We start from the raw sequence: 23,822 nt of genomic DNA, 5'->3' as shown, positions 1-23,822 counted from the left end.
GTTTTTAAGATTGATTAAATGTCAATCACATATTGCCATCAATGAAAAACATTTATATTATTGTAATTCTGCAGGCACTTCTATCAATCTCCATTCTGTTAATTGAAATAATGAATCACCAGCATTAGCGGTAATGCTGAGGCGATAGAACTTATATGCCACTAAGTTTTTGAAACTAAATGTCCTTGTCAATCTTCTTCCTGAGAAAACCTCACCTGTTTTAGTGTCTAAATCGACCCAGGTAGTTCCATCGGTAGAACCGCTTAATTTCCAATTTTTTGGATCCCTTCCCGGAGCATCATCCCCAGATGTTAATGTATATGAGGCAACTTGCTGAGCTTGAGGAAAAGCCAACTGCATGTACATAGTGCTTTGATAAGGATTAATTAGATATTTAGTAGTATAATTATTATCTATTAACTTAGTAGAGCCTTCTGCACCAGAAGCACCACCTGAATATTCAAAGTTGACCGTTAGTGCGGCTTTGTCTGTCACATCTACCTTGGCTTTCCAGGTAAATAATTCTGTGCTTGGATAATCTTCCTTGAGACATCCAGTAAGTAAAACTATTGAGGCACACAGCCCAACAGCTCCTTTAGCAATTTTTAAAAAAGTCATAATTTTAATAGTTTATATAGATTAGGTTGTTTAAACTTTGTTGCTTAACATTGTCGGATACGCCTATTGCGAAACCCATAGCTTTTAGCAGGGCACTAATTCTAATTGCGCTCTTTCCTATCATTAGCTTTAACTTAATGAGCCTAGTAAATTTTTTAGTCATAGTCGTTTTAGTTTTTGGTTTACGTTTTTTTTATTTGAGTTATTATATTTTTTATTGATATAAAGGTTAGTTCTTACTCAAAAAATTCTTCAAACACCATTGAATATTGATATCCTATACCCATATTATTAGCGGCATTTTCATACAAGTATTTTGGTTATTCTTTATTAAAACTAAAACGATTTAGTAAAAATGACCAGTGAATTTGTTTTCATTATGCACTGATAAAATTTAAATTGATAGGGATTAATAATTGCTATTGCTTATAACAATTATAAAACAGCTCCAAAAAACTAAAACGTTTTAGTAACTCAATATTAATTAAAATATTTTATGTCGTTATCAAACGTTTGTGTAATTTTGGTGTTACAATTAAAAGATTGTGCTTTTACAATAGTGTGACAGGCATTTTTCTTCCTAAAAATTAATCTGAACTCACGCATCTAAAACCAGTATGTTCTAAACTGGTATCTGTAGAGGTTTTCATACGCGAGGTAACACGATATCCCTTGCAATAGGAAGCATTGCACATAAAAGAGCCACCTCTAACCACTCTTTTTGGAATTGTTGGCTCCATTGGGTCGTAGCTATCTGCTGGTCCTTGTGGGTTTGTTTGTTTTTCAGTTGTATAATAATCTGGTCTGTACCAATCGCTACACCACTCCCAAACATTACCTGCCATATCATGTAAACCATAACCATTTGGTGCAAATTTTTTAATTGGCGCAAGTCCATTAAATTTATCCCAATTTGTATTTTTTATAGGAAAATTCCCTTGCCAAGTATTAGCCTTAATTTTACCTTTTTCAATATCTTCATTCCCCCATGGGTATAACGAATTTTTTAAACCACCCCTACTTGCATATTCCCACTCTGCTTCGGTTGGCAGTCTCTTTCCGGCCCATTGGCAATAAGCGATTGCATCATCCCATGAGATATGGACAACTGGGTAGCTATCTTTTCCAATAATATTGCTATTTGGTCCGTGAGGATGTTTCCAATCTGCTCCTTTCTTCCAAACCCACCATTGCGAAGCATCATTTAAATTCGTTATTTGTTTTGGCGCAGAAAAAACCAAGGATGCAGCAACAAACACGCTATCTGGCGGTTTAGGCGTACCAGCTGGCAATTGTTTTTTCATTTCTTCCCAATCTGGTTTACGTTCTGCAGTTGTAACATAGCCTGTTGCTTTTACAAATTTGGCAAAACTGGCGTTTGTAACTTCAGTTACATCCATCCAAAACGAATTTAACTTAACTGGGTGTTGTGGATATTCATCTTCTCTGCCTTCTTTATCATTTGCCCCCATTAAAAATTCTCCTGCTGGGATAAATACCATATTATCATGGTTAACTTTTCCTTTTGCAATTTTAGTAGTATCTAAACCAACACCAAAGCGATTGGGCAAATTGCTTTCGCAAGAAGCCGAGTCTTTTTTAGCTACTTTCTTCTCTTCGCTAATGCAGGAAGAAAAAAATAGGAATGTAATTAAAGTGAGTAGTATTCGATTATCCACTGGCATTTGCAAATATTATTATGCTAACGTTAATTACGCAAAATTAATTTTGCAGGAATAATAATTTGTTGGTCCGGAAGTTTTGTTTTTGACGAAAGTTGGTTCAAAATTAACTTGATAATCGTTTCTGCAATTTCTTCCAACGGTTGTTGAATGGTTGAAATACTTGGTGTATGTAATTCAAAAGCTTCATGGTCATCATAACCTATTACGGCAAAATCCTCATCTAGCTTTTTACCAGTCTGCTTTAAAACCCTTAGTCCACTTAAGGCCAAATAATTTGTAGCAAAAAGTATGGCGTCTATTTCTTTATTTTTTAGCAACTGCTTGATTGATGCAATCGTATCTACCTCAGGTTGGTTAAAAGGAATTCTTAATACCAACTCTTCATCAAAAGGCAAAGCGTAATCTATTAATGCCTTTTTATAACCTTCAAAACGTTCAATAATCTGTTGAACATCTATGTTTGTTGTAACTAAGGCAATCTTCTTCTTACCTTGTTTAATAAAACTTTCTATGGCTTGGTATGATGCCACAAAGTGATTAGCGCCTACATAATTTGTATTAAGCTCTGGCAAATTTCTATCGAAAAAAATTACTGGCTTATTTTCGTTTAAAAGGATTTGAATATCTTCCTCAATTCCTTTCATTGGAGAGATGATATAAGCATCAACCTTTCGAGATTTGAAAAGATTAATTAGCTCTTGTGCTTTCTCAACACTGTTTTCGGTACTAGAATAAATAATCTTATAACCTTTTTTATAAGCTTTATCTTCAATTAATCTAGCTATTCGAGAGAAAAAAGAATTGGAAATATCTTCTATAATTAACCCAATAATATTAGAATTGCCCGTACGCAAACTACGAGCAATCTGATTTGGCTTATAGCCACTATCTATTATTATTTGCTGTACTTTCTTAATAACAGCTTCGCTAATAGATTTCTCCTTAGCCTTGCCGTTAATGATAAAAGAAACTGTTGTTATAGATACGTTTGCTTTTAATGCAATGTCTTTTATGGAAAGCGCTTTCATATTTTGGTTAATTCGTTAATGGTAAAGTTAAAAAATTAACTATAAGTTTTGCTGTTCTCTCAGATGCTCCTGCTGTCCCCATTTTATCGCCTAATTCATTATAATCCGCCAGCATTTTAGTTCTAACATTTCCTTCCAAAATCGGGCTTAATATTGAAATAATTTTGTTTGTATTACAGTCTTCCTGTATCAATTCATCAACTACTTTTCTATCCATAATTAAGTTTACCAATGAGATAAACCTAATCTTAACAACTAATCTGGCAATGCTAACAGAAATTGCACCACCACGGTATAATACAACTTGAGGAATTTTAAAAAGGGCTGTTTCAAGCGTAGCCGTTCCAGATGCAACTAATGCAGCGTGAGCATGATGCAGCAAATTATAGGTTTGTGAAAACACCAATTTCACTTTTTTATTCCCTATAAACTGGTTGTAGTAATCTTCTTTAAAAGTTGGTGCCGCAGCAATAACAAATTGATAATCTGGGAAATTTTCAGTTACGCTCAACATATCTGGCAGTAGTCTTTCAATTTCTTGTTTTCTACTCCCTGGCAATAAAGCAATAATTTTTTGATCAGTTAAACCTTGGTCTTCCCTAAATCTCGAATCTGGAGTAAATTGGGCTTTTTCATCTAATAATGGATTACCTACATAGTGAACGTCCATTCCCCATTTTTTGTAGAAATCTACTTCAAATGGCAAGATGCAAAACATCTGGTCAATATCTCTCTTAATTTTTAACACGCGTTTCTGGTTCCAAGCCCAAATTTTTGGAGAGATATAATAGCAAACTTTAATATTGTTTTGTTTGGTGAATTCAGCAATTTTTAGGTTAAATCCAGGGAAATCGATTAGAATTAAAACATCTGGTTGATGAGCTAAAATATCGGCTTTGCAAGCTTTTAGATTTTTAAAGATGGTTCTTAGATTTAAAATCACTTCTGTAAAGCCCATAAAAGCCATCTCGGCATAATGTTTTACCAACTCGCCACCTTCTGCTTGCATTTTATCGCCACCAAAATACCTGAAATTTGCATTCACGTCTTCAGCTTTTAATGCTTTCATTAAATTGGCACCGTGCAAATCTCCTGATGCTTCTCCTGCAACTAAATAGTACTTCATATTTATAAATGTAAAAGGGAAAAGGTAAAATTGAAAATGGACAAATATGAAACGTTGTGCATCCAACCATCTGCCATTTTACATCTTACATTTTCCATAATCTAAAGGACTTTGTAAAAGAAAAAGGCAAATGCCCATAAAAACGTAACGCTGATGATGCCTCTAGCAATGTTATCTTTATTCTGCTTAAAAAAGTAATTCATTAATAATGCGTTTAAGGCAATGCAGCCAATTAACAATAAATCTGCTTTTTTTAACGCAACAAATTGATGCATTAAAAGCCAAACCAAAGCACCAGGAATCAGTGGGACAATAAATCCTATGCCTACACCGCTCCACACTGTGTTTTTTATTGCTTTAACTCTCTCTATCATCTTAGCCTAAACCGTTACCATCAGGACCAGCAGTTTTATGGATTGTAGTTTTTGAACTTTCCTCCTTACCAAAATCCCATCCATTTAAAATCGGAATGGCGTGGTGAGCAGTTAAATCAAACTGAACTGGAACGACAGAAACATACCCATGATCTAAAGCCCAAACATCGGTATCTTCACCCTTATCATAGTTCTCAAAAACTCCAGTTAGCCAATAATAGGGACGTTTATAAGGGTCAATTCTTTCATCAAATTCTTCTGCCCATTTAGCATTCGCTTGTCGACAAATTTTTATTCCTTTTAAATCAGCACCTTTTGGGAAGTTTACGTTCAATAATGTCGCCTCTGGCAAACCATTAGCAAGAACTTGCAAGGCGATGATTTTTATGAACTCTTTGCAATGGCTAAAGTCCGCATCTTGCGCAAAATCATCCAAAGAAAAACCTATTGACGGGATTTTCTCTATGGCGCCTTCTACCGCAGCAGACATGGTTCCAGAATAAATAACATTGATGGAATTGTTTAAACCGTGATTAATTCCAGACACACATAAATCTGGTTTTTTGCCTTTAAAAACTTTGTTAACGGCTAGTTTAACGCAATCTACTGGCGTACCAGAGCATTTGTACATCTCTACACCTGGGTATAAATCAACTTTATCAAAACGCAAAGGTTTACCAATGGTGATGGCGTGTCCCATTCCAGATTGCGGCCCATCTGGAGCAACAACCACTACCCTTCCAATTTCCTGCATCACTTCAATTAAATTCTTAATTCCTAGTGCAGTTATTCCATCATCATTAACAACTAAAATTGTTGGTTTTTTGGCATCCTTGTTCATAAGCGTAAAAATACGAGATAGATATTATAATTTTCGCTCATTTTTTAGGAAACTGCTTTGTATCCACTTATATTTGAGATAACTTATTATTAAAGAAACTATCTCAAGCATATTTATCGCTAGATAGCCTCGTCAATCTAAAACTTATAGAATGAAATTAAAACTTTTATTATTTGTCTGCTTATTAATGGCAGGTACAAATTTAATGGCGCAATCTGCTTTTCAGTGGAAAACCGCAACTGCTGGTGGTTACACTTATAAATATGTAACTAACGACCCATCAAAAACGCGTTTTTACACTTTAAAAAACGGATTAACGGTTATTCTTTCGCCTAATACAAAAGAGCCAAACATCCAGTTCCGCATGAGTGTAAGAGCAGGTAGCAACACCGACCCAAAAAACGCAACAGGTTTAGCTCACTATTTAGAGCACCTTTTATTTAAGGGAACTGATAAATTCGGAACCGCTAATTGGGCGAAAGAGAAACCGCTTTTAGATAAAATTGATGCACTTTACGAAAAGTACAACAAAACTACAGACCCAGCACAGCGTAAAGAAATCTACAAAGAAATAGATAAAACATCTGGGGAAGCATCAAATTTCTCAATTGCTAATGAGTATGATAAAATGATTGCTGGAATTGGTGGTAATTCATCAAATGCCCACACTTGGTATGAAGAAACTGTTTATAACGAAGATTTTCCATCTAACTCAGTTGATAAATTTTTGGCATTACAAGGTGAGCGTTTCCGCAAACCTATTTTCCGTATATTCCATACAGAGTTAGAAGCCGTTTACGAAGAGAAAAATCGTGGTTTAGATAGCGACCCAAATAAATTGGATGAGGCAATGATGGAATTATTGTTCCCTACACACAATTATGGTCAGCAAACCACTATTGGAACAATTGAACATTTAAAAAACCCATCATTGGTTGAAATAAGAAATTATTACAACAAATACTACGTTCCAAATAACATGGCGGCAATTTTCACTGGCGATTTTAATCCAGATGAGATGATTAAAAAGATTGAAAAAGCTTTTAGTTACATGGTTGCAAAACCAGTTGCACTTTATAACCCTGCTCCAGAAAAACCATTAACTAAAATACAACAAGTTGATGTTTATGGACCAGCTGCAGAAATGGTAGAAATTTACTACCGTGGCTATCCAGAAAATACTTCGCAAAGTGCCATGTTGAATATCATCGAAAAGATTTTATTAAACGGAAAAGCGGGTTTAATCGACATTAACCTTAACAAACAACAAAAAACTTTAAGAGCTGGAGCCAATTATCAGCAAATGAAAGATTATGGTGTATTTAGTTTAAGTACACAACCAAGAGCTGGACAAACCTTAGAAGAAGCATCGAAATTATTGTTAGAACAAATTGATTTATTGAAAAAAGGTCAGTTTGATGAAGGGCTTTTAAAAGCAATTGTTGCGAATAGAAAACTAAGTTTCTTACAAGCTTTTGATAGCAATAACAACAGAGCAGAAAATCTTTCTACCAGTTTCGTATTAAATAGAGGAACAAAATGGGATAAAGACTTAAGCGAAGTTGATGCTTCTTCAAAAATTACGAAAGCGCAATTAGTGGCCTTTGCAAATACATTTTTTAAAGACAATTATGTTATTGGTTTTAAACATAAAGGCGTAGATAAAAACACCATTAAAGTAGAAAAGCCTGCTATTACACCAATCAATGCTAACGGAAATTTAACTTCTCCATTTGTAAAAAGCATTATCGATGCTCCAGTAAAACCTATCGCACCTAAATTTTTAGACTACAAAAAAGACATCGTTTTTGGTAAAGTTGGCTTAGCTGAAGTATTAACAACCAAAAATAGCGAGAACTCTATTTTTAGAATGAGTTACAGGGTAAATATTGGCGCAAACAACTACAAATTATTGCCTTATGCATCAACCTACTTAACATTTTTAGGGACAGATAAATACAGTGCAGAAGAATTAAGTAAAGCATTTTATGACATTGCTTGTAGTTATAGCGTAAATGTTGGCACTGAAGTTACTACAATCAGCATTAGCGGTTTACAAGAAAACTTTGATAAAGCTGTTAACTTAGTTGAGCATATTTTAGCTAACGCAAAAGCTGATGAAAAAGCCTTAGAAAACTTAAAAGGAACCATCTTAAAAAGCCGTGAGAATAATAAGTTAAACAAAGGCCAAATTATGAATGGCTTAACTTCATATGCGCAGTACGGAAGCGTTAACCCTTTTAACAATGTATTAACCAATGATGAGGTTAAAAACATCAAGTCTGCGGATTTAATATCTCTAATCCACAACTTAACTAATTACGAGCATGTGGTTACTTATTACGGACCTAAAGATTTAGCTAGCTTTAGTGCAGACCTTAAAAAGGTTCATTTAATGCCAAAAGAGTTTACTCCAGCAGCACCAGCTAAAGTTTATACTTACACTACTCAAACTGCTAACCAAGTGTATTTTGCAAATTACGAAATGGTTCAGTCTGAAATTAGATGGTTGCGTAACACTGGTTTATACAACAAAACAGATGCTGCTAATATCGAAGTATTTAACAGTTATTTTGGCGGTGGTATGGGTTCAATTGTATTCCAAACCATTAGAGAATCTAAAGCTTTGGCTTACTCTACTTTTGCGCAATATGTTTCTCCTGACAAATCAGACAAACAATACAGCATGATTGCTTATGTTGGTAGCCAAGCCGATAAAATGACTGATGCAGTTAATGGAATGAACGAACTATTGAATGTTTTACCACAAAGTGATAAATCATTTGATAACGCAAAATCTAATGTAATTAACAACATTGAAACCACCAGAATAACTAAAGACGGTGTTTTCTTCCAGTATTTTGCAGATAAAAAATTAGGTTACGATTACGATTCTAGAATGGATTTATACAAAGAATTAAAACCAATTACCTTTGCAAACATCAAAGATTTCCATACTCAAAAAGTAGCTAACAAACCTTATACTTATCTAGTTGTAGCTTCAGATAAAAAAGTAAAAATGGAAGATATGCAGAAATTTGGTGCAGTAACAACGTTAACTTTAGAGCAATTATTCGGATACTAACCCCACCTAAATCCTAACCAAAAGGGAGGACTTTAATACAATTTAAGCGGTTTCAGAAATGGAGCCGCTTTTTTTGTAAAGCAAAACCTGTGATTAATGGGATAAATCAGTCCCACTGTTCGCTTTACTTCGAGGTTTGCCGGAGGGGCCAACCCCTACGTGTTCGCTACCATTGGGTTTATTTTACTAAAGCTTGTGCATTCAACGACCATATACATAGCGCAATACTCATTTAGTAAAACTAAAGTTCTGATTTGATAATTCAACTTCAACAATTAACTTTATGAAATGCGCTTCATCCTCATTCTATCTCTTCTTTGCTTTGCCCTACGGCCTGCTTTAGCGCAAGATACCATTGCCGAAAAGATGAGCTGGTTAGCGAAGGCAAAATCAACCAGCAATTTTTTTGTTCATTTCGATAAAAACGTTTATACCAATAACGAAATAGCTTACTTCACAGGGTATCTCATAAAAGAAGGTGCGACGAAAGTTAGCAATCACCAGATAATGTCGGTTTGTTTAGTTAGAGATTTAGATAGCGCTATCATCATTCAAGATAAGTTTGTAATGGGCAAGGGTTTATCTTTTGGCAGCATTACTTTACCCGACTCTATTCTTACAGGCAATTATCATTTTATTGCCTACACCGACCAACTCATAAATGGCTTACCTAGTGCTATTTTCTACCAATCAATTACCATTAAAACTAATATAGATCCAGCCTTCAAAGCTTCATTAAAGGTATTAGATGCAACAAAAGAAAATAGCAAGAATCATCAAGTTTTACTAGCTGTAACTACTAAAGACAATCGGTTTTTACCAAAGCCAACTCAAATTAATTATCGATATGGTAATCTCTCAAAAAAGACAAAAACAGACCCATCTGGTCAATTACTGATCAGTTTACCCGAACAATCTAATTTAACTGACCCTAATTTATACGTTAAACTAAAAAATGATAAAGATAGTAGCTACCTAAATTTGGCGCTACCATTAAAAAAGAATAAAGCTTCGATAGGATTTTATCCAGAAGGTGGCAGTTTAGTGTTAGGCTTATCATCAAATATAGGTTGGGAAGTTAAGGACCAGCAAAAAATGCCTGTAGCGGTTAAAGCTTTTTTATATGAAAATAACGAGGTAATAGATACCGTGGAAACCAGTAGTTATGGCATTGGTAAATTCCTATTACTACCAAAAAGGGAATCTACATATAGCATCAAGCTAATTCATTCTGGTCTTGCAGATAGCATTTATTATTTACCTAAGGCGATAGAAAAAGGGTTTGTACTCAATTTAAAAAGTGCAATTGTTAGAGACACCTTATCATTATCTATTAAAACCACTGGAACAAAAAATCTGAATTTCCTTCTACATAACTTTCGACAAATGTTTTCAAGCATCCCTTTTGATATGGAAACAAATAGAAGGATGATAAAAATACCCCTTGATGAGGTGCCAAAAGGATTGGTAACACTAACTGTTTTAGATAGCCTAAACAGGCCGCTTGCCGAACGCATATTTTTTGCTCACTACGATAATGAGGAAAAAATAACCACAAGTACAGACAAGCAAATCTACAATCAACGAGAAAAAGTAACCTTAAATCTTAAATTAAATTTAGACACAATTAGTTTAGTTTCTATTGCTTGCATTCAGGATAATAGATTAGAAATAAAAAAGATTAACGACATAGAAAGTTATACTTATTTAACAAGCGAATTAAATGCTCTACCAGTTGTTTTAAAAGGTACACCTTTTAAGGATAAAAACTATTTAGAGCAAGTTTTATTGGTAAAAGGTTGGAGGAAATATACTTGGCAGGATCTACAAACCACAACAGCAAGTGATATTATCGCTAAGAAAGATAGTTTACAAATGCTGGGTTCCATAACAAAATCTAAAAAAGACCTAGTAAAACCAGTTACCATTGGTGCATTTGGCGACAATAAAATACGTTTAATAAATACTTCTGAAAAAGGCAGTTTTAATTTCAATGTTGATGAACTTATTTTAGAACAAGGCAAAAAAAGTGTTCTTTTTATCAATGACAAAAATAAGTTCGACTACAAAATTCAAATCTATGACCAATTTTTAGCAGTGGATGAAAAACTAAGTAAGTCGCTGGTTTTTGAAAACCCCGTTCTTCCATCTACTATTGTTAACAATGCCGAGCTAGTATTAAAAGGTAATGAAAAAGCGATTAGATTAAAAGAAGTAGTCATAAAAAGCAGAAAAGATAATGGCATAAGTTACAGAGGCGCATCAGGCAGTAATGCCTGTGGAGATTATGTATGTCGGTATAATATTTTAAACTGTAGAAATCATCCAGGTGATGCAGATAATACACAACCAGTAGCTGGTAGATCATATATGACAAATGGCATTTCAATGATTTATCAGGAATGTAGAGCTGGTTTAGGCGTAGATGAAAATTTCTTGAAATTTAACGGGATTCATCAGCCAAAAGAATTCTATCATAATGATTACAAAGATCCTCAGGAGCCAGCTTTTTTCTCTACCATCTATTGGAATTATGGAATGATGTTAACCAATAAAAAAGAGACAGAGCTTAACTTTTATACTAGCGATATCACCGGTAAATTTAAAATTATAGTTCAAGGTGTTACAAATAAAGGTGTTGTGTATAGCGAAAATTTTTTCGAGGTAAAACCCAGTAAATAAGAAATTTAAGCTAAAAATAAATACCTTTAATGATGCGTTTCTTACTTCTTTTTTTTCTTTTTGGGATTAAGGTTACAACAGGTATTTCACAAGAAAATTTCGCCAATAAAATGGACTGGCTAGCTAAGGCAAAACCAACAAGCAACCTATTTGTACACTTCGATAAAAACGTATACTCGAATAACGAAACGGTCTATTTTACAGGTTACCTAATCAAAGAAGCAAAAGTTCCCATTTCTTATCATAGTGTTATGGCAGTTGCACTGATAAGAAACATAGACAGTACCATCGTGCTAGAAGATAAGTTTTTAATGGAAAATGGTTTCTCTTTTGGAAACATCAATATACCAGATTCTATTTTAACTGGTAGTTACCATTTTCTAGTTTATACCGATAAACTGATCAATGGCTTGCCTGAAGCCGTATTTCATCAATCCATTACCATAAAAACAAATATAGATCCTGCCTTTAAAGCAAGTATGAAAATTGCTGCCGAGAAACCGTACGAAAGTAAAAGTCATAAAGTTCTGATTTCGGTTACCTCTAAAGACAATCGTTTTTTACCCAAGCCCACCAATATTATTTATCGCTATGGCAACGTAACAAAAAAAGCCAAAACAGATGCATCGGGCCAATTTTTAATGACTTTACCTTTGGTGGGGGATCTGATCGATCCAAATGTTTATGTGAAACTTAAATATGAGAAGGATAGCAGTTTCTTAAGCTTGGCCATACCTCAGTTGAAAAGCAAAGCTGATGTGAAATTTTATCCCGAGGGCGGAAATTTAATAAGTGGTTTGCCATGCATAATTGGCTGGGAGGTAAAAGATCAACAAAAAATGCCCCTCGCTCTAAATGCTTACTTATATAAAAATAGCCAAGTTATAGATACCATAGAAACCTCTACATATGGTATGGGCAAGTTTATGCTGGTACCAGAAGCTGGTGTAAATTATTCGGTTAAATTAGTACATTCAAACCTTATGGACAGCACTTATGCATTGAAAAAGGCGATAGACAAAGGTTTGACAATTAATATCCAAAACGCTGTGGTTAACGATACCTTGAATGTTTACGTTAGAAGCATTGGAATTAGCAAATTAAATATACTTGTGCATAATTTTAAAGAAGAATTTTTAAACATCCCATTTGATATGGATGGAAGACTTAAGCTCTTAAAAATTCCCCTTACAGATATACCAAAAGGCTTAACCACTTTAACCATTTTAGATAGTTTGTATAGACCTTTAGCCGAAAGGATGTTTTTTGCTCATCATAACACCAAAGAAAAACTTGAAATAGAATCTGATAAAAAAATTTACAGCCAAAGAGAAAAGGTGTCCATAAAATTAAAGCTTAACACTATTAATGAAAATGCCGTGGTTTCTATAGCTTGCGTACAGGCAAATAGGTTGGAGTTAAAAAAAACCAATGACATTGAAAGTTATGTTTACCTAAAGAATGAGTTGCTAGATTTGCCTGTAAACGGAACTGGTTCTCTCTATAAAGACAAGATTTACTTAGAGCAAATATTATTAATAAAAGGCTGGAGGAGATATACTTGGCAAGACTTATTATCGGTAAAGTTAACTGATACTACTCTTACTATGGATAGCTTAAAAATTAGTGGATTTATCGCAAGAAACGACAGGAAAAAACTCACAAAACCACTTACTGTTGGGCTCTATGGTAGCGGGATAACAACTTCAGTAGTTACAAATGAAGAAGGCTTATTTAAGCTCAACAATGCTGATGTAATTGTAGAAGAAGGTGAAAAGATGTATGCGTTTTTAACTGCTGAAGAGATGTTATTACATACGATTAAAATAAATAATCCATATACAACATTGAGTAAAAAACTGGTTAAGATTTTACCAAACATTGAAGCCATTTTGCCCTCAACTTTAATAAACAATAGCGAAATGGTACTTAATGCTAAAGAAAAGCCTATTCGACTTAAAGAAGTAATAATTACAAGGCAGAATGACAAACCAAATGCCTGGAATGCAAATAAATGTGGTGATTACGTTTGTTTCAACAAAATTTTAAATTGTAGAAATCATAGTGGTGATGGAAGAAACACTGCACCAATTGTAGGCAAACAATATTTAACAGTTAAAGGTCTTAGAACATATAGAGATTGTAATGATAAAAATTTGAATGGTTTTTATACTATTAACGGCATCCACACTGAAAAAGAATTTTATATAAGTGACTATAAAGACCCAATAGAGCCTGCATTTTTCTCTACCATTTACTGGAATTATGGTCTTGTAGTTAATGGAGAAAAAGAAGCGGAAATTAGTTTTTACACCAGCGATATTACCGGAAAATTTAGGATTGTTATACAGGGAATTACTAACAAAGATGTAATTTATGGCGAAAACTTTTTTGAAGTAAAAGCGAACTTACAGTGATGATTTATAGATTAATGCTGATAGAATTTCATTGATAGAAAATGTAGCACCACACACGTATTCATCGGCAGCGCCATAATAGATTGTCAACTCATCGCTCCTAACAATATGGCCATTTGTAAAAACAACCTGCCCAAAGAAACCTTCCAATTCATATAGTTGTAGGGGCTGCATGATAGGGTCGTCGGTTTGGGCTATAACTTGCGTAGGGTTGTTTAAATCTAACAAAAATGCACCTAAACAATATTGATGTTCGGCATTTGCGCCGTGGTAAATTGCTAACCAACCTTTTTGTGTTCTAATTGGCGCTGCACCTGCTCCAACTCTTTTACTATCCCACTTTTGTTGGCGTGTTTTAATAATACATTTGTGGCTACCCCAATGTATGCCGTCTGGCGATTGAGCTATCCATATATAATTGCCACCTAAATCTACACTACTCGGTCTATGAAAAGCATAAAATTTGCCATTAATTTTCTCTTCAAAAATGGCGCAATCTTTATTATGAGGAGGAAAAATCATCCCATACTTGTCAAAATTTTTCCAATCTTTTGTTGTTCGCAAACCAACACCAACACCGTGGGCAGAAACAGAAGTAAATGTCAAATAGTAAATGTCATTTATTAATGAAACTCTACAATCCTCCACACCAAAAGCTTCATCTTCTCCTTCTCCTTGCAACAAAGGATATCCTTCTGGCTCATAAAAATTAATACCATCATCACTACAAACTAATCTCAAATGAGAAAGTGTTGTTAGATAATCAACGCCTTTATAAGTAATAATCCGAGGGTCTTTTGCAATTAAATAAGGGTCATCTATTTCAATCTCCATGATCTCTATTCCGCCTTTCATTAATATCGGAAAAGAGATAATACCAGGTTTTTGTATAGGCCTTTCCGCAACTCTAATTAAAAGCCATATTTTATTTTGAAAAGTAAAAACACCTGGATTAAGCAGACAAGCAATTTCCAGACCTTCTCTACTTGGTTTTAAATCTATAGGAGAAAGCAATGGGTTTTGCGCAAAGCGATGAGCGATATCGGTTTTCATAATTATATTCAATAAAAAAGCGACTACTAATTAGCAGTCGCTCCAATTTATTATTCTTTTTTAAAGTGAATTAATCCATTTCACTAATTCATCTCTCCCTTTTCCAGTTTTCTGCTGAAGTTTCCCCAACAATTCATCGTCCTGCCCTTCTTCATGCTTTAAATCATCGTCAGTTAATTCTGCATAAGCTTGTTTAACTTTTCCTTTGATTTCATTCCACTTTCCTTTTAATTCTAACTTATCCATGATAGCTGTTTTTTGTTTTTACAATGATTGATTATAAAAATAACAGCTATCAAAAGGTATTGTTTTATATTTTTTATTAGTGATTTTTAGTACTATCAATAATTTGCTGAACAACGGTTGGGTCTAATAATGTACTGATATCTCCCAAATTTGTGGTCTCACCTTCTGCAATTTTACGCAGTATCCTACGCATAATTTTTCCCGACCTTGTTTTTGGCAATCCTGATACGAATAAAACTTTATCTGGCTTTGCAATGGCTCCAATTACACGAGTTACCGTTTGTAAAATATCTTTTTTGGTTAGCTCTACATCGCCATGCATATCAGGATAAATTACAAAAGCATAAATCCCCTGTCCTTTTACATCATGTGGGTAACCAACAACTGCACTTTCAATTACCCCCGCATGCATATTAATTGCATTTTCTACTTCGGCTGTGCCAATTCTATGCCCAGAAACATTTAATACATCATCTACACGACCAGTAATTCTATAATAACCATCTTCATCACGCAAACACCCATCTCCCGTAAAATACAGGTTCTCATAAGTAGAAAAATAAGTTTGTTTACAACGCTCATGGTCGCCATAAGTGGTACGCAACATACCTGGCCAAGGAAACTTGATGCATAGATTTCCATTTACACCATTTCCTTCAATCTCCTTTCCATTTTCATCAACCAAAATCGGTTGAATTCCTGGTAATGGCAAAGTAGCAAAACTCGGTTTAGTTGGCGTTACCGTTGCAATTGGAGAAATCATGATACCTCCGGTTTCTGTTTGCCACCATGTATCAACAATCGGCGCTTTTTGATGCCCAATTTTTTCATCAAACCAGTGCCAAGCCTCTTCATTTATAGGCTCACCTACAGAACCTAAAACACGAATAGAACTTAAATCTTTTCCAACTAAGGGCTCGTCTCCAAAACCCATCAACGAACGAATAGCAGTTGGAGCTGTATATAATGTATTTACTTTATGTTTTTCAACAATATCCCAAAATCTAGATGGAGTTGGAAATGTAGGAATACCTTCAAATATTAGAGAGGTTGCTCCTTGAGAAAGCGGTCCATAAACAATGTACGAATGACCAGTTATCCAACCAATATCAGCTGTACAAAAATATACTTCATTAGGTTGGTAGTTAAATACGTTAGAAAAAGTATATCCAGCATAAACCATATAACCACCACAAGTATGTACTACACCTTTTGGTTTTCCGGTAGAACCAGAAGTATATAGAATGAATAATAAATCTTCGGCATCCATCTCCTCAGCTTCACAAACATTATTTACATGCTTTACTTCGTCTTCCCACCATACATCTCTTCCTTTTAACATTGAAACAGGTGTACGCACGTGGGTTAATACAATACATTTTTCAACTGTCGGACAACCAATTAACGCATCATCGATTACATCTTTTAAAGGAATCTGTTTGTTACCACGATAAGCGCCGTCTGCAGTAATTACCAATTTACATTGAGCATCATTAATTCTGTCTGCAATAGATTTTGCTGAAAAACCTCCAAATACTACAGAATGAACTGCACCAATTCTTGCACAAGCTAAAACAGCAATAGCTAATTCAGGTACCATTGGCATATATATACAGATGCGATCGCCTTTTTGAGCTCCATTTCTTTTTAAAACATTAGCAAAGCGACAAACCTGCTCATGCAACATTTTGTAGGTAAGTGTTACGCTATCATCCTCAGGATTATTTGGTTCCCAAATTATGGCTGGTTTATCGCCATCGGTTAATAAATGCCTGTCTAAACAATTCTCTGTTATATTTAACTTGGCACCTTCATACCATTTAATATTTGGCTCAGTAAAGTTCCAAGAAAGAACTTTGTCCCATTTCTTTTTCCATACAAAATTTTCAGCTATGCTGCCCCAAAATTGTTCTGGTTCATTTACACTCTGTTGGTATACTTCTTGATATTGTTCAAAGGATGTTATTTGCATTTTTGGCTAGAATATATTTTATTATTTAGGAGTTGGCTAATTTAAAAAATTATAATTGATTAAGGGTTTCAAATCATATCAAATATCTTTTGTCAATAAAAAAATAGAATGAGATATTTTTAAGCATTATATTTGATGTATAAAAAAATATATGAGAAGTCTCCTCTTTTTAGCGATATCGCTCCTCACTTTTTCATTAAAGTCAAATGCAAATCATGTCAATGATTTTAACTCTCATCAATCTGACACATTAAAAAAAGGAACAAATTATATTCTTTTTTCCAAAAGTGAAAACATAGAATCTGTTAGTTTCAGCAAAAGCAAAAAAAGCAAAGAAAACATTGTTTATATCAAATTTGGCTTTCCTACACCAATACCAAGTTCTAATGGGATACAAGGAAACATATTGCAAAGTAATAGAAAATATACCGAAGATGGTTCAGTACCAGTTTTTGATAAAATTGATATTTTGAATGGAAAATATGCAGATATCAAAATGAGTAAAGATACAAATGTAAGAAACTTGTTTAAGCTAACAGATGCAGAATTTCCATTGCGTCTAAAACTTCATAGCGGAAAAGAAAGCATTGATTTAGAGTTTACAGAAGCTGGCGAATGGAATATTTCAATAGAATTAAAAAATAATTAACCTCGCCTCTTGATGTTTACAAAAATAATTCTGATATTTGCACACTCTTAAAAAAATTAAGTAGCGAAATAATCAACATAATAATAAAGTCATGTCAAGAGTTTGTGATTTAACCGGAAAAATGGCGATGTCGGGATTTAATGTTTCTCACTCGAACGTTAAAACGAAACGTAAATTTTACCCTAACCTTCAACTTCAGAAATTTTATATTCCTGAGGATAATACTTGGATTACACTAAAAGTGTCAACTTCAGCTATTAAAACCATCAATAAAATTGGTATTTCTGAGGCTCTTAACCGCTTCATGAAAAAAGGATATTTGTAAATAACATTTTGTCGGTTCTATCGGCATAAAAAAATAATAAAATGGCAAAAAAAGGTAACAGAGTACAAGTTATTCTAGAATGTACAGAACATAAAACTAGCGGTATGCCAGGTATGTCTAGATACATTTCTACAAAAAACCGTAAAAACACTACTGAGCGTTTGGAATTGAAAAAATTCAATCCGGTATTGAAAAAAGTAACCGTACATAAAGAGATAAAATAATTGAAGGTTAGATTGATTGAAGGATTGAATATTGCATTCACTCATTCGAACATCCACTCACTCAATCATTAAATTTAAAAAGACATGGCTAAGAAAGTAGTTGCAACCCTAAAAACGGGTACAGGTAAAGAATATTCAAAAGTTATCACAATGAATAAATCACCAAAAACTGGTGCTTATTCTTTCAAAGAAATCATTGTACATAACGATCACGTTAAAGATGCGATTGCTGGTATCAGCAAATAATAGCTAATTAACGTATAGCATAAGAGCCGTTCCGTATTTAACGGAAGGGCTTTTTTATTTTATTATCATTCTATGGGTTTATTCGATTTTTTTAAGAAAAAAGAAACTGCTCCTGAAGCTCAAGAAGCTTTAGATAAAGGTTTAGAAAAAACTAAAGAAGGTTTTTTAAGTAAAATCACAAAAGCTGTTGCAGGTAAGTCTACAGTTGATGATGATGTATTAGATAACCTGGAAGAAGTATTAGTGACTTCTGATGTTGGTGTGACCACTACATTAAAAATCATAGATCGCATACAAGCTCGTGTTGCTAAAGATAAATACTTATCTACATCTGAGTTAAATCATTTACTGCGTGATGAGATTCAGCTTTTATTGGCCGAAAATAACAGTAACGATTTCAGGAATTTCGAATACGGCGACCATAAACCTTATGTTATCATGGTAGTTGGGGTTAATGGAGTTGGTAAAACAACCACCATTGGCAAACTTGCGCATAAACTTAAGGCAGAAGGTTTAAATGTTGTACTTGGCGCAGCAGATACTTTTAGAGCGGCAGCCGTAGAGCAAATTAAACTTTGGGGCGAACGTGTTGGCGTAAGGGTTGTTGCACAAGCAATGGGCTCAGACCCAGCTTCGGTAGCTTTTGACACTCTTCAATCGGCAGTTGCCAATAAAGAAGATGTAGTAATTATTGATACTGCCGGTCGTTTACACAACAAAATCGGTTTGATGAATGAGCTGGGCAAAATTAAAAGTGTGATGCAAAAGGTAATCCCAAATGCTCCACATGAGATTTTGCTAGTTTTAGATGGTTCAACTGGCCAAAATGCATTTGAGCAGTGTAAACAATTTACCGAAGCTACTGATGTAAATGCACTTGCCATAACAAAATTAGATGGCACTGCAAAAGGTGGTGTGGTGATTGGTATTTCCGATCAATTTAAAATTCCTGTAAAATATATTGGTGTTGGCGAAAAAATGGGCGACTTGCAGTTGTTCGATAAAAAAGAGTTCGTCAATTCTTTATTCAATTAATATGATTACTAAAAACAAACTTGTTAAGCCAGTTGCTAAACCTAAAATCAATGTAATAACTTTAGGTTGCTCAAAAAACACTTACGATTCTGAAGTGTTAATGGGTCAGTTACGTGGCAATAATTTATTGGTTGAACATGAGTCCAATAAAATGGGCAAAGATGATATCGTTGTAATCAATACATGTGGATTTATAGATAACGCCAAACAAGAATCTATTGATACCATTTTACAGTATAGCCAATTAAAAGACGATGGTAAAATTGGAAAAGTAATTGTTACAGGCTGCTTATCTGAGCGTTACAAGCCAGAATTAGAATCTGAAATCACTAACGTTGATGCTTTTTTTGGCACTAACGATTTAGAAAATATATTGCACAGTTTAGGTGCAAACTATAAACATGAATTAATTGGAGAACGTTTATTAACTACTCCATCTCACTTTGCTTATTTTAAAATTGCAGAAGGTTGTAACCGTCCTTGTTCGTTTTGTGCTATCCCGCTAATGCGTGGTAAACACGTTTCAAGAGACATGAATGAGTTGGTTAATGAAGCGAAAATTTTAGCCGCTAACGGCACAAAAGAATTAATTCTAATTGCTCAAGATCTTACTTATTATGGTTTAGATATTTATGGTAAACGTAACTTAGATGAATTATTACGCCGTCTATCTGATGTAAAAGGAATTGAATGGATTAGGCTACAATATGCTTATCCTTCTGGTTTCCCTATGGAAATTTTAGATGCAATGAACGAACGTGAAAACATTTGCAAGTATCTAGATATGCCTTTGCAGCACATTACGGATAACATGTTGAAGTCTATGCGTCGTGGTATTACTAAGCAAAAAACCATAGATATAGTAAATGAAATCAGAGCGAAAGTTCCAAATATCGCTATGCGTACTACTTTAATTTGTGGTTACCCAGGTGAAACAGAGCAAGATTTTGAAGAAATGTACAATTGGGTTGAGGCAACTCGCTTTGACCGTTTAGGTTGTTTTACTTACTCTCATGAAGAAAAAACCCACGCTCATCAGTTAGTTGATGATGTACCAGAAGAAGTTAAACAAGCTCGTGTAGATGCTATCATGGAATTACAGCAAGGTATTTCTTTCGACATCAATCAAGAAAAAGTGGGCAAGACTTACAAAGTTTTAATTGATAGAAAAGAAGGTGATTTCTTTATTGGACGTACCGAATTTGATTCTCCAGAGGTAGATAACGAGGTTTTAATTGATGCAAATTCTGGTTATGCAGCTAACGGAAGTTTTGTGAATGTAAAGATAGACCGTGCAGAAGATTTCGACCTGTATGGACAAATTGTAAAATAATTGAACTACTGTAGGTTTGACAACTTTATTTTGCAATTTGCCTTAAAGTTGTCAATAGCTTAGAACTACATGAAGGCAAAATACATCGCTTACCAAGACACGCATTCGTTCTCTAAACTTGTTTTAGATTATGTAAATGATGAGGAATTCCTAAAATCTTTTTACAGCTTTCGTCCTGATATGGATGGCTTAAAAAAAGCCGTTGATGCTCGTAATTTTAATGGTAATAGAGCCGAACTAGTTGAGGTATTAAATCAGCAGTATCAAAATGTCAAAACTAATAAATCAGTAAATTATAATATTAATTTACTGGCGGATGAAAACACGTTTACCATTACAACTGGACACCAGCTTAATTTATTTACAGGTCCTCTATACTTCATCTACAAAATTGTAACCACCATAAATTTAGCCCTTGAGCTAAAAATAGCCTATCCTGAAAAGAATTTTGTTCCTATTTACTGGATGGCAACCGAAGACCATGATTTTGAGGAAATCAACCATGTTAGCGTTGATGAAAAAAATATCAGTTGGATACAACAAACTAACGGTGCAACTGGTAGGTTAAACACTAAAACTGTCGAAGCAGCTGTTATGGCTTATAAAGCTTATCTAGGCATAAGCAAAAATGGCAAAAAACTGGCTAAACTAGTTGAGCAGGCCTATTTGCAAAACGACAATCTAGCAGATGCCACTAGGGTTTTAGTAAACAGCTTATTTGAAAGATATGGCTTGGTTATTATCAATGCGGATGATGCCAAATTAAAAAGCCAATTCAGTGCTATCATTAAACAAGATATTACTGAGCAAAACAGCGCACAGCTAACTGAAAAAACCAGCGAAACTTTAGAGCAAAAAGGTTATAAAACTCAAGTAAATGGAAGGGATATCAATTTCTTTTATTTGATAGATAATCTTCGGGAAAGAATAATTGAAAAGGGTGATTTATTTACCGTAAATCATACAGACATCAGTTTTTCAAAAGAAGAATTGCTAAAGGAAATCGATTATCATCCAGAGAGATTTAGTCCGAATGTAATCATGCGACCTTTATACCAAGAAGTTATCTTGCCTAATATCGCTTACATTGGTGGTGGTGCGGAGGTCTCTTATTGGATGCAGTTAAAGGCAAATTTCGATTTTTACGAAGTGGACTTCCCTGTGCTTTTACTTCGTAATTCAGCATTGCTGATTGATAAAAGAAGTGCACAAAACTTAAATAAATTAGGCTTTAAACTGGAAGATGCTTTTTTACCAGTTGAGGAATTAAAACATCGTTGGATTAAAGAAAATACGGATTCTAATCTGAGTTTAGCCGATGAAATGAGAGCCGTGCAAGGGATTTTCGAGCAAATTAAATTGAATGCCTTTAAAATAGATAAGACCTTAGAAAAGTCGACAGATTCGGCAAAAACCAAAACCAGTCATTTACTTGTTAACCTTGAGAAAAAACTTTTCAGGGCAGAAAAAAGAAAGCACAAGGTTTCTTTAGAACAAATTGAAAACGTAAAAGCCAGGCTTTTCCCGAGTGGAACATTACAAGAAAGAGTAGTAAACCTTGCTCCTATGTATGTAAATTATGGAGAAGATTTTCTTTCCACGTTAATTGAAAATTTCCAACCCTTGGGTGGTGATTTTACTTTGTTGTTGCCTTAAAGTCGGAAAGTCCGAGAGACCGAAAGTCGGAAAGATAGATAGCCCACTAGCAATATGCACCCAATCTCACTTCTCATATCTCAATACTCACATCTAACAAAATGATCTTTATAAATTTTACCGAACAAAAACTTAGAGCTTTTACTTATTCTGTTTTTAAAAAGATGGGCTGTTCCGATGAACATGCTGAATTAGCAACTGATGTTTTAATAAAATCTGATTTAAGAGGCATTGATTCTCATGGCGTGGCTCGTTTAAGCGGCTATGTTCGTTTGTGGGAAAAGAAAAGAATCAATGCAACGCCGAACATCAGAATAGTTCATGAAACACCAACGACCGCAACAATAGATGGGGATGCTGGTTTAGGATTAGTTGTTGCTCCTTTTGCTATGAAAGTCGCTATTGAAAAAGCAGAGAAGTACGGCAGTGGTTGGGTGTCGGTAAAAAATTCAAATCACTTCGGTATTGCTGGCTATCATGCTTTAATGGCGGTAGAAAAAGACATGATAGGCATTAGCATGACTAATGCTAGTCCATTGGTTGCCCCTACTTATGCCAATGAACGTTTATTAGGTACCAACCCAATGTGTTATGCTTTTCCAGCTGGGAAATATCCGCCAGTTATTGTAGATATGGCAACCGCGGCTGCTGCAAATGGCAAATTAGAAATTGCACAAAGAGCTAACAAGGAAATTCCAGATGGCTGGGTACAAGATAAAGACGGAAAAAACTCTATCAATCCAAATGAGTTGAAAAGTGGTGGTTCTTTGTTGCCATTAGGTAGCGATAAAGATCATGGCAGTCACAAAGGTTATGGATTAAGCGCAACTGTAGACATATTATCAGCTGTGCTTTCTGGCGCTAATTATGGGCCTTGGGTTCCGCCTTTCGTGGCATTTTTGGAACCGTCAGCAAACCCTGTAGGCGAAGGTTTAGGTCATTTTTTAGGTGCTATGCGTGTTGATGGTTTTCGCCCTGCGGAAGATTTTAAAAATCATTTAGACAATTGGATTGAGCGTTTCAAAAGCGCTAAGACAATTGACCCTAATAAAAAAGTAATTATTCCAGGAGAACCTGAGCATGATTTTGAACTAGAAAGAAAAGTAGCTGGAATCCCTATTATTGATATTGTAGTTAACGACTTGAATGAATTGGCTGAAAAGCTTGGGATTGAGGGATTGTAGCAAGTAGTCATCCGATGAATATAGCCGTTCTGCCTATATTCAT

At 34.6% G+C, this 23,822-nt stretch carries 20 protein-coding genes; 11 read left to right on the top strand and 9 right to left on the bottom strand.

Features of this window, described 5'->3' with window-relative positions:
• Positions 1–57 precede the first annotated feature (57 nt).
• The 6 genes from R2Q59_RS00365 to surE all read right to left on the bottom strand — a co-directional run bounded on the left by R2Q59_RS00365 (position 58) and on the right by surE (position 5,672).
• Positions 58–618, bottom strand: a complete 561-nt coding sequence (locus tag R2Q59_RS00365; protein WP_316782581.1) for a discoidin domain-containing protein — start codon at positions 616–618, stop codon at positions 58–60.
• Between the two features lie 587 nt (positions 619–1,205).
• Positions 1,206–2,303, bottom strand: a complete 1,098-nt coding sequence (locus R2Q59_RS00360; RefSeq protein WP_316772845.1) for a formylglycine-generating enzyme family protein — start codon at positions 2,301–2,303, stop codon at positions 1,206–1,208.
• 23 nt (positions 2,304–2,326) lie between these two features.
• Complete coding sequence (locus tag R2Q59_RS00355) at positions 2,327–3,331, bottom strand: LacI family DNA-binding transcriptional regulator (protein ID WP_316772841.1); 1,005 nt, start codon at positions 3,329–3,331, stop codon at positions 2,327–2,329.
• Positions 3,332–3,338: 7 nt separating this feature from the next.
• A complete protein-coding gene (gene lpxB, locus R2Q59_RS00350; protein ID WP_316782577.1) occupies positions 3,339–4,457 on the bottom strand; it encodes a lipid-A-disaccharide synthase in 1,119 nt (372 codons plus the stop codon).
• A 101-nt stretch (positions 4,458–4,558) separates the two neighbouring features.
• Positions 4,559–4,831, bottom strand: coding sequence for a stationary phase survival protein SurE (locus R2Q59_RS00345; protein WP_316782574.1), 273 nt, complete (start codon positions 4,829–4,831; stop codon positions 4,559–4,561).
• A 1-nt stretch (position 4,832) separates the two neighbouring features.
• Entirely contained in the window at positions 4,833–5,672 is an 840-nt protein-coding gene (gene surE / locus R2Q59_RS00340; RefSeq protein WP_316782571.1) for a 5'/3'-nucleotidase SurE, read from the bottom strand.
• Between the two features lie 151 nt (positions 5,673–5,823).
• On the opposite strand from surE, the gene R2Q59_RS00335 reads away from it, so the two are divergent.
• From R2Q59_RS00335 to R2Q59_RS00325, 3 genes are all read left to right on the top strand, one after another.
• A complete protein-coding gene (locus R2Q59_RS00335) occupies positions 5,824–8,757 on the top strand; it encodes a M16 family metallopeptidase (RefSeq protein WP_316782568.1) in 2,934 nt (977 codons plus the stop codon).
• 288 nt (positions 8,758–9,045) lie between these two features.
• Positions 9,046–11,439, top strand: a complete 2,394-nt coding sequence (locus R2Q59_RS00330) for a hypothetical protein (protein ID WP_316782565.1) — start codon at positions 9,046–9,048, stop codon at positions 11,437–11,439.
• A gap of 29 nt (positions 11,440–11,468) precedes the next feature.
• Complete coding sequence (locus tag R2Q59_RS00325) at positions 11,469–13,856, top strand: hypothetical protein (RefSeq protein WP_316782564.1); 2,388 nt, start codon at positions 11,469–11,471, stop codon at positions 13,854–13,856.
• Here the strand turns inward: R2Q59_RS00325 and R2Q59_RS00320 are convergent.
• From R2Q59_RS00320 to acs, 3 genes are all read right to left on the bottom strand, one after another.
• Positions 13,848–14,909 (bottom strand): glycoside hydrolase family 130 protein, encoded by a 1,062-nt coding sequence (locus tag R2Q59_RS00320; RefSeq protein WP_316772819.1) that lies wholly within the window; start codon positions 14,907–14,909, stop codon positions 13,848–13,850. The genes R2Q59_RS00325 and R2Q59_RS00320 overlap by 9 nt on opposite strands.
• A 60-nt stretch (positions 14,910–14,969) precedes the next feature.
• Entirely contained in the window at positions 14,970–15,155 is a 186-nt protein-coding gene (locus R2Q59_RS00315; RefSeq protein WP_109926271.1) for a CsbD family protein, read from the bottom strand.
• Between the two features lie 76 nt (positions 15,156–15,231).
• Positions 15,232–17,127: an acetate--CoA ligase gene (gene acs, locus R2Q59_RS00310; protein ID WP_316772814.1), complete on the bottom strand. Its 1,896-nt coding sequence runs from the start codon at positions 17,125–17,127 to the stop codon at positions 15,232–15,234.
• A gap of 151 nt (positions 17,128–17,278) precedes the next feature.
• Between acs and R2Q59_RS00305 the strand changes: the two genes are divergently transcribed.
• The 8 genes from R2Q59_RS00305 to R2Q59_RS00270 all read left to right on the top strand — a co-directional run bounded on the left by R2Q59_RS00305 (position 17,279) and on the right by R2Q59_RS00270 (position 23,779).
• Positions 17,279–17,776 (top strand): hypothetical protein, encoded by a 498-nt coding sequence (locus R2Q59_RS00305; RefSeq protein ID WP_316782561.1) that lies wholly within the window; start codon positions 17,279–17,281, stop codon positions 17,774–17,776.
• A 91-nt stretch (positions 17,777–17,867) separates the two neighbouring features.
• The gene (gene rpmB, locus R2Q59_RS00300) at positions 17,868–18,101 is read left to right on the top strand and encodes a 50S ribosomal protein L28 (RefSeq protein WP_131555759.1); all 234 of its coding nucleotides are present in this window, start codon (positions 17,868–17,870) and stop codon (positions 18,099–18,101) included.
• A 41-nt stretch (positions 18,102–18,142) separates the two neighbouring features.
• Positions 18,143–18,325, top strand: a complete 183-nt coding sequence (gene rpmG, locus R2Q59_RS00295; protein WP_008242799.1) for a 50S ribosomal protein L33 — start codon at positions 18,143–18,145, stop codon at positions 18,323–18,325.
• A gap of 84 nt (positions 18,326–18,409) precedes the next feature.
• Positions 18,410–18,571, top strand: a complete 162-nt coding sequence (locus R2Q59_RS00290; RefSeq protein ID WP_131555758.1) for a DUF4295 domain-containing protein — start codon at positions 18,410–18,412, stop codon at positions 18,569–18,571.
• A gap of 72 nt (positions 18,572–18,643) precedes the next feature.
• On the top strand, positions 18,644–19,606 hold the full coding sequence (gene ftsY / locus R2Q59_RS00285) for a signal recognition particle-docking protein FtsY (protein ID WP_316772804.1): 963 nt from the start codon (positions 18,644–18,646) through the stop codon (positions 19,604–19,606).
• A gap of 1 nt (position 19,607) precedes the next feature.
• Positions 19,608–20,939: a 30S ribosomal protein S12 methylthiotransferase RimO gene (gene rimO / locus R2Q59_RS00280; protein WP_316772802.1), complete on the top strand. Its 1,332-nt coding sequence runs from the start codon at positions 19,608–19,610 to the stop codon at positions 20,937–20,939.
• 69 nt (positions 20,940–21,008) lie between these two features.
• A complete protein-coding gene (bshC, locus tag R2Q59_RS00275; protein WP_316782558.1) occupies positions 21,009–22,595 on the top strand; it encodes a bacillithiol biosynthesis cysteine-adding enzyme BshC in 1,587 nt (528 codons plus the stop codon).
• A gap of 101 nt (positions 22,596–22,696) precedes the next feature.
• Complete coding sequence (locus R2Q59_RS00270) at positions 22,697–23,779, top strand: Ldh family oxidoreductase (RefSeq protein WP_316782556.1); 1,083 nt, start codon at positions 22,697–22,699, stop codon at positions 23,777–23,779.
• Positions 23,780–23,822 lie beyond the last annotated feature (43 nt).

The sequence above is a fragment of the Pedobacter frigiditerrae genome, assembly GCF_032678705.1.
Classification (GTDB): domain Bacteria; phylum Bacteroidota; class Bacteroidia; order Sphingobacteriales; family Sphingobacteriaceae; genus Pedobacter; species Pedobacter frigiditerrae_A.
Note: the sequence above shows the minus strand (reverse complement) of the source record. Positions and strands in the feature narration are given on the sequence as shown.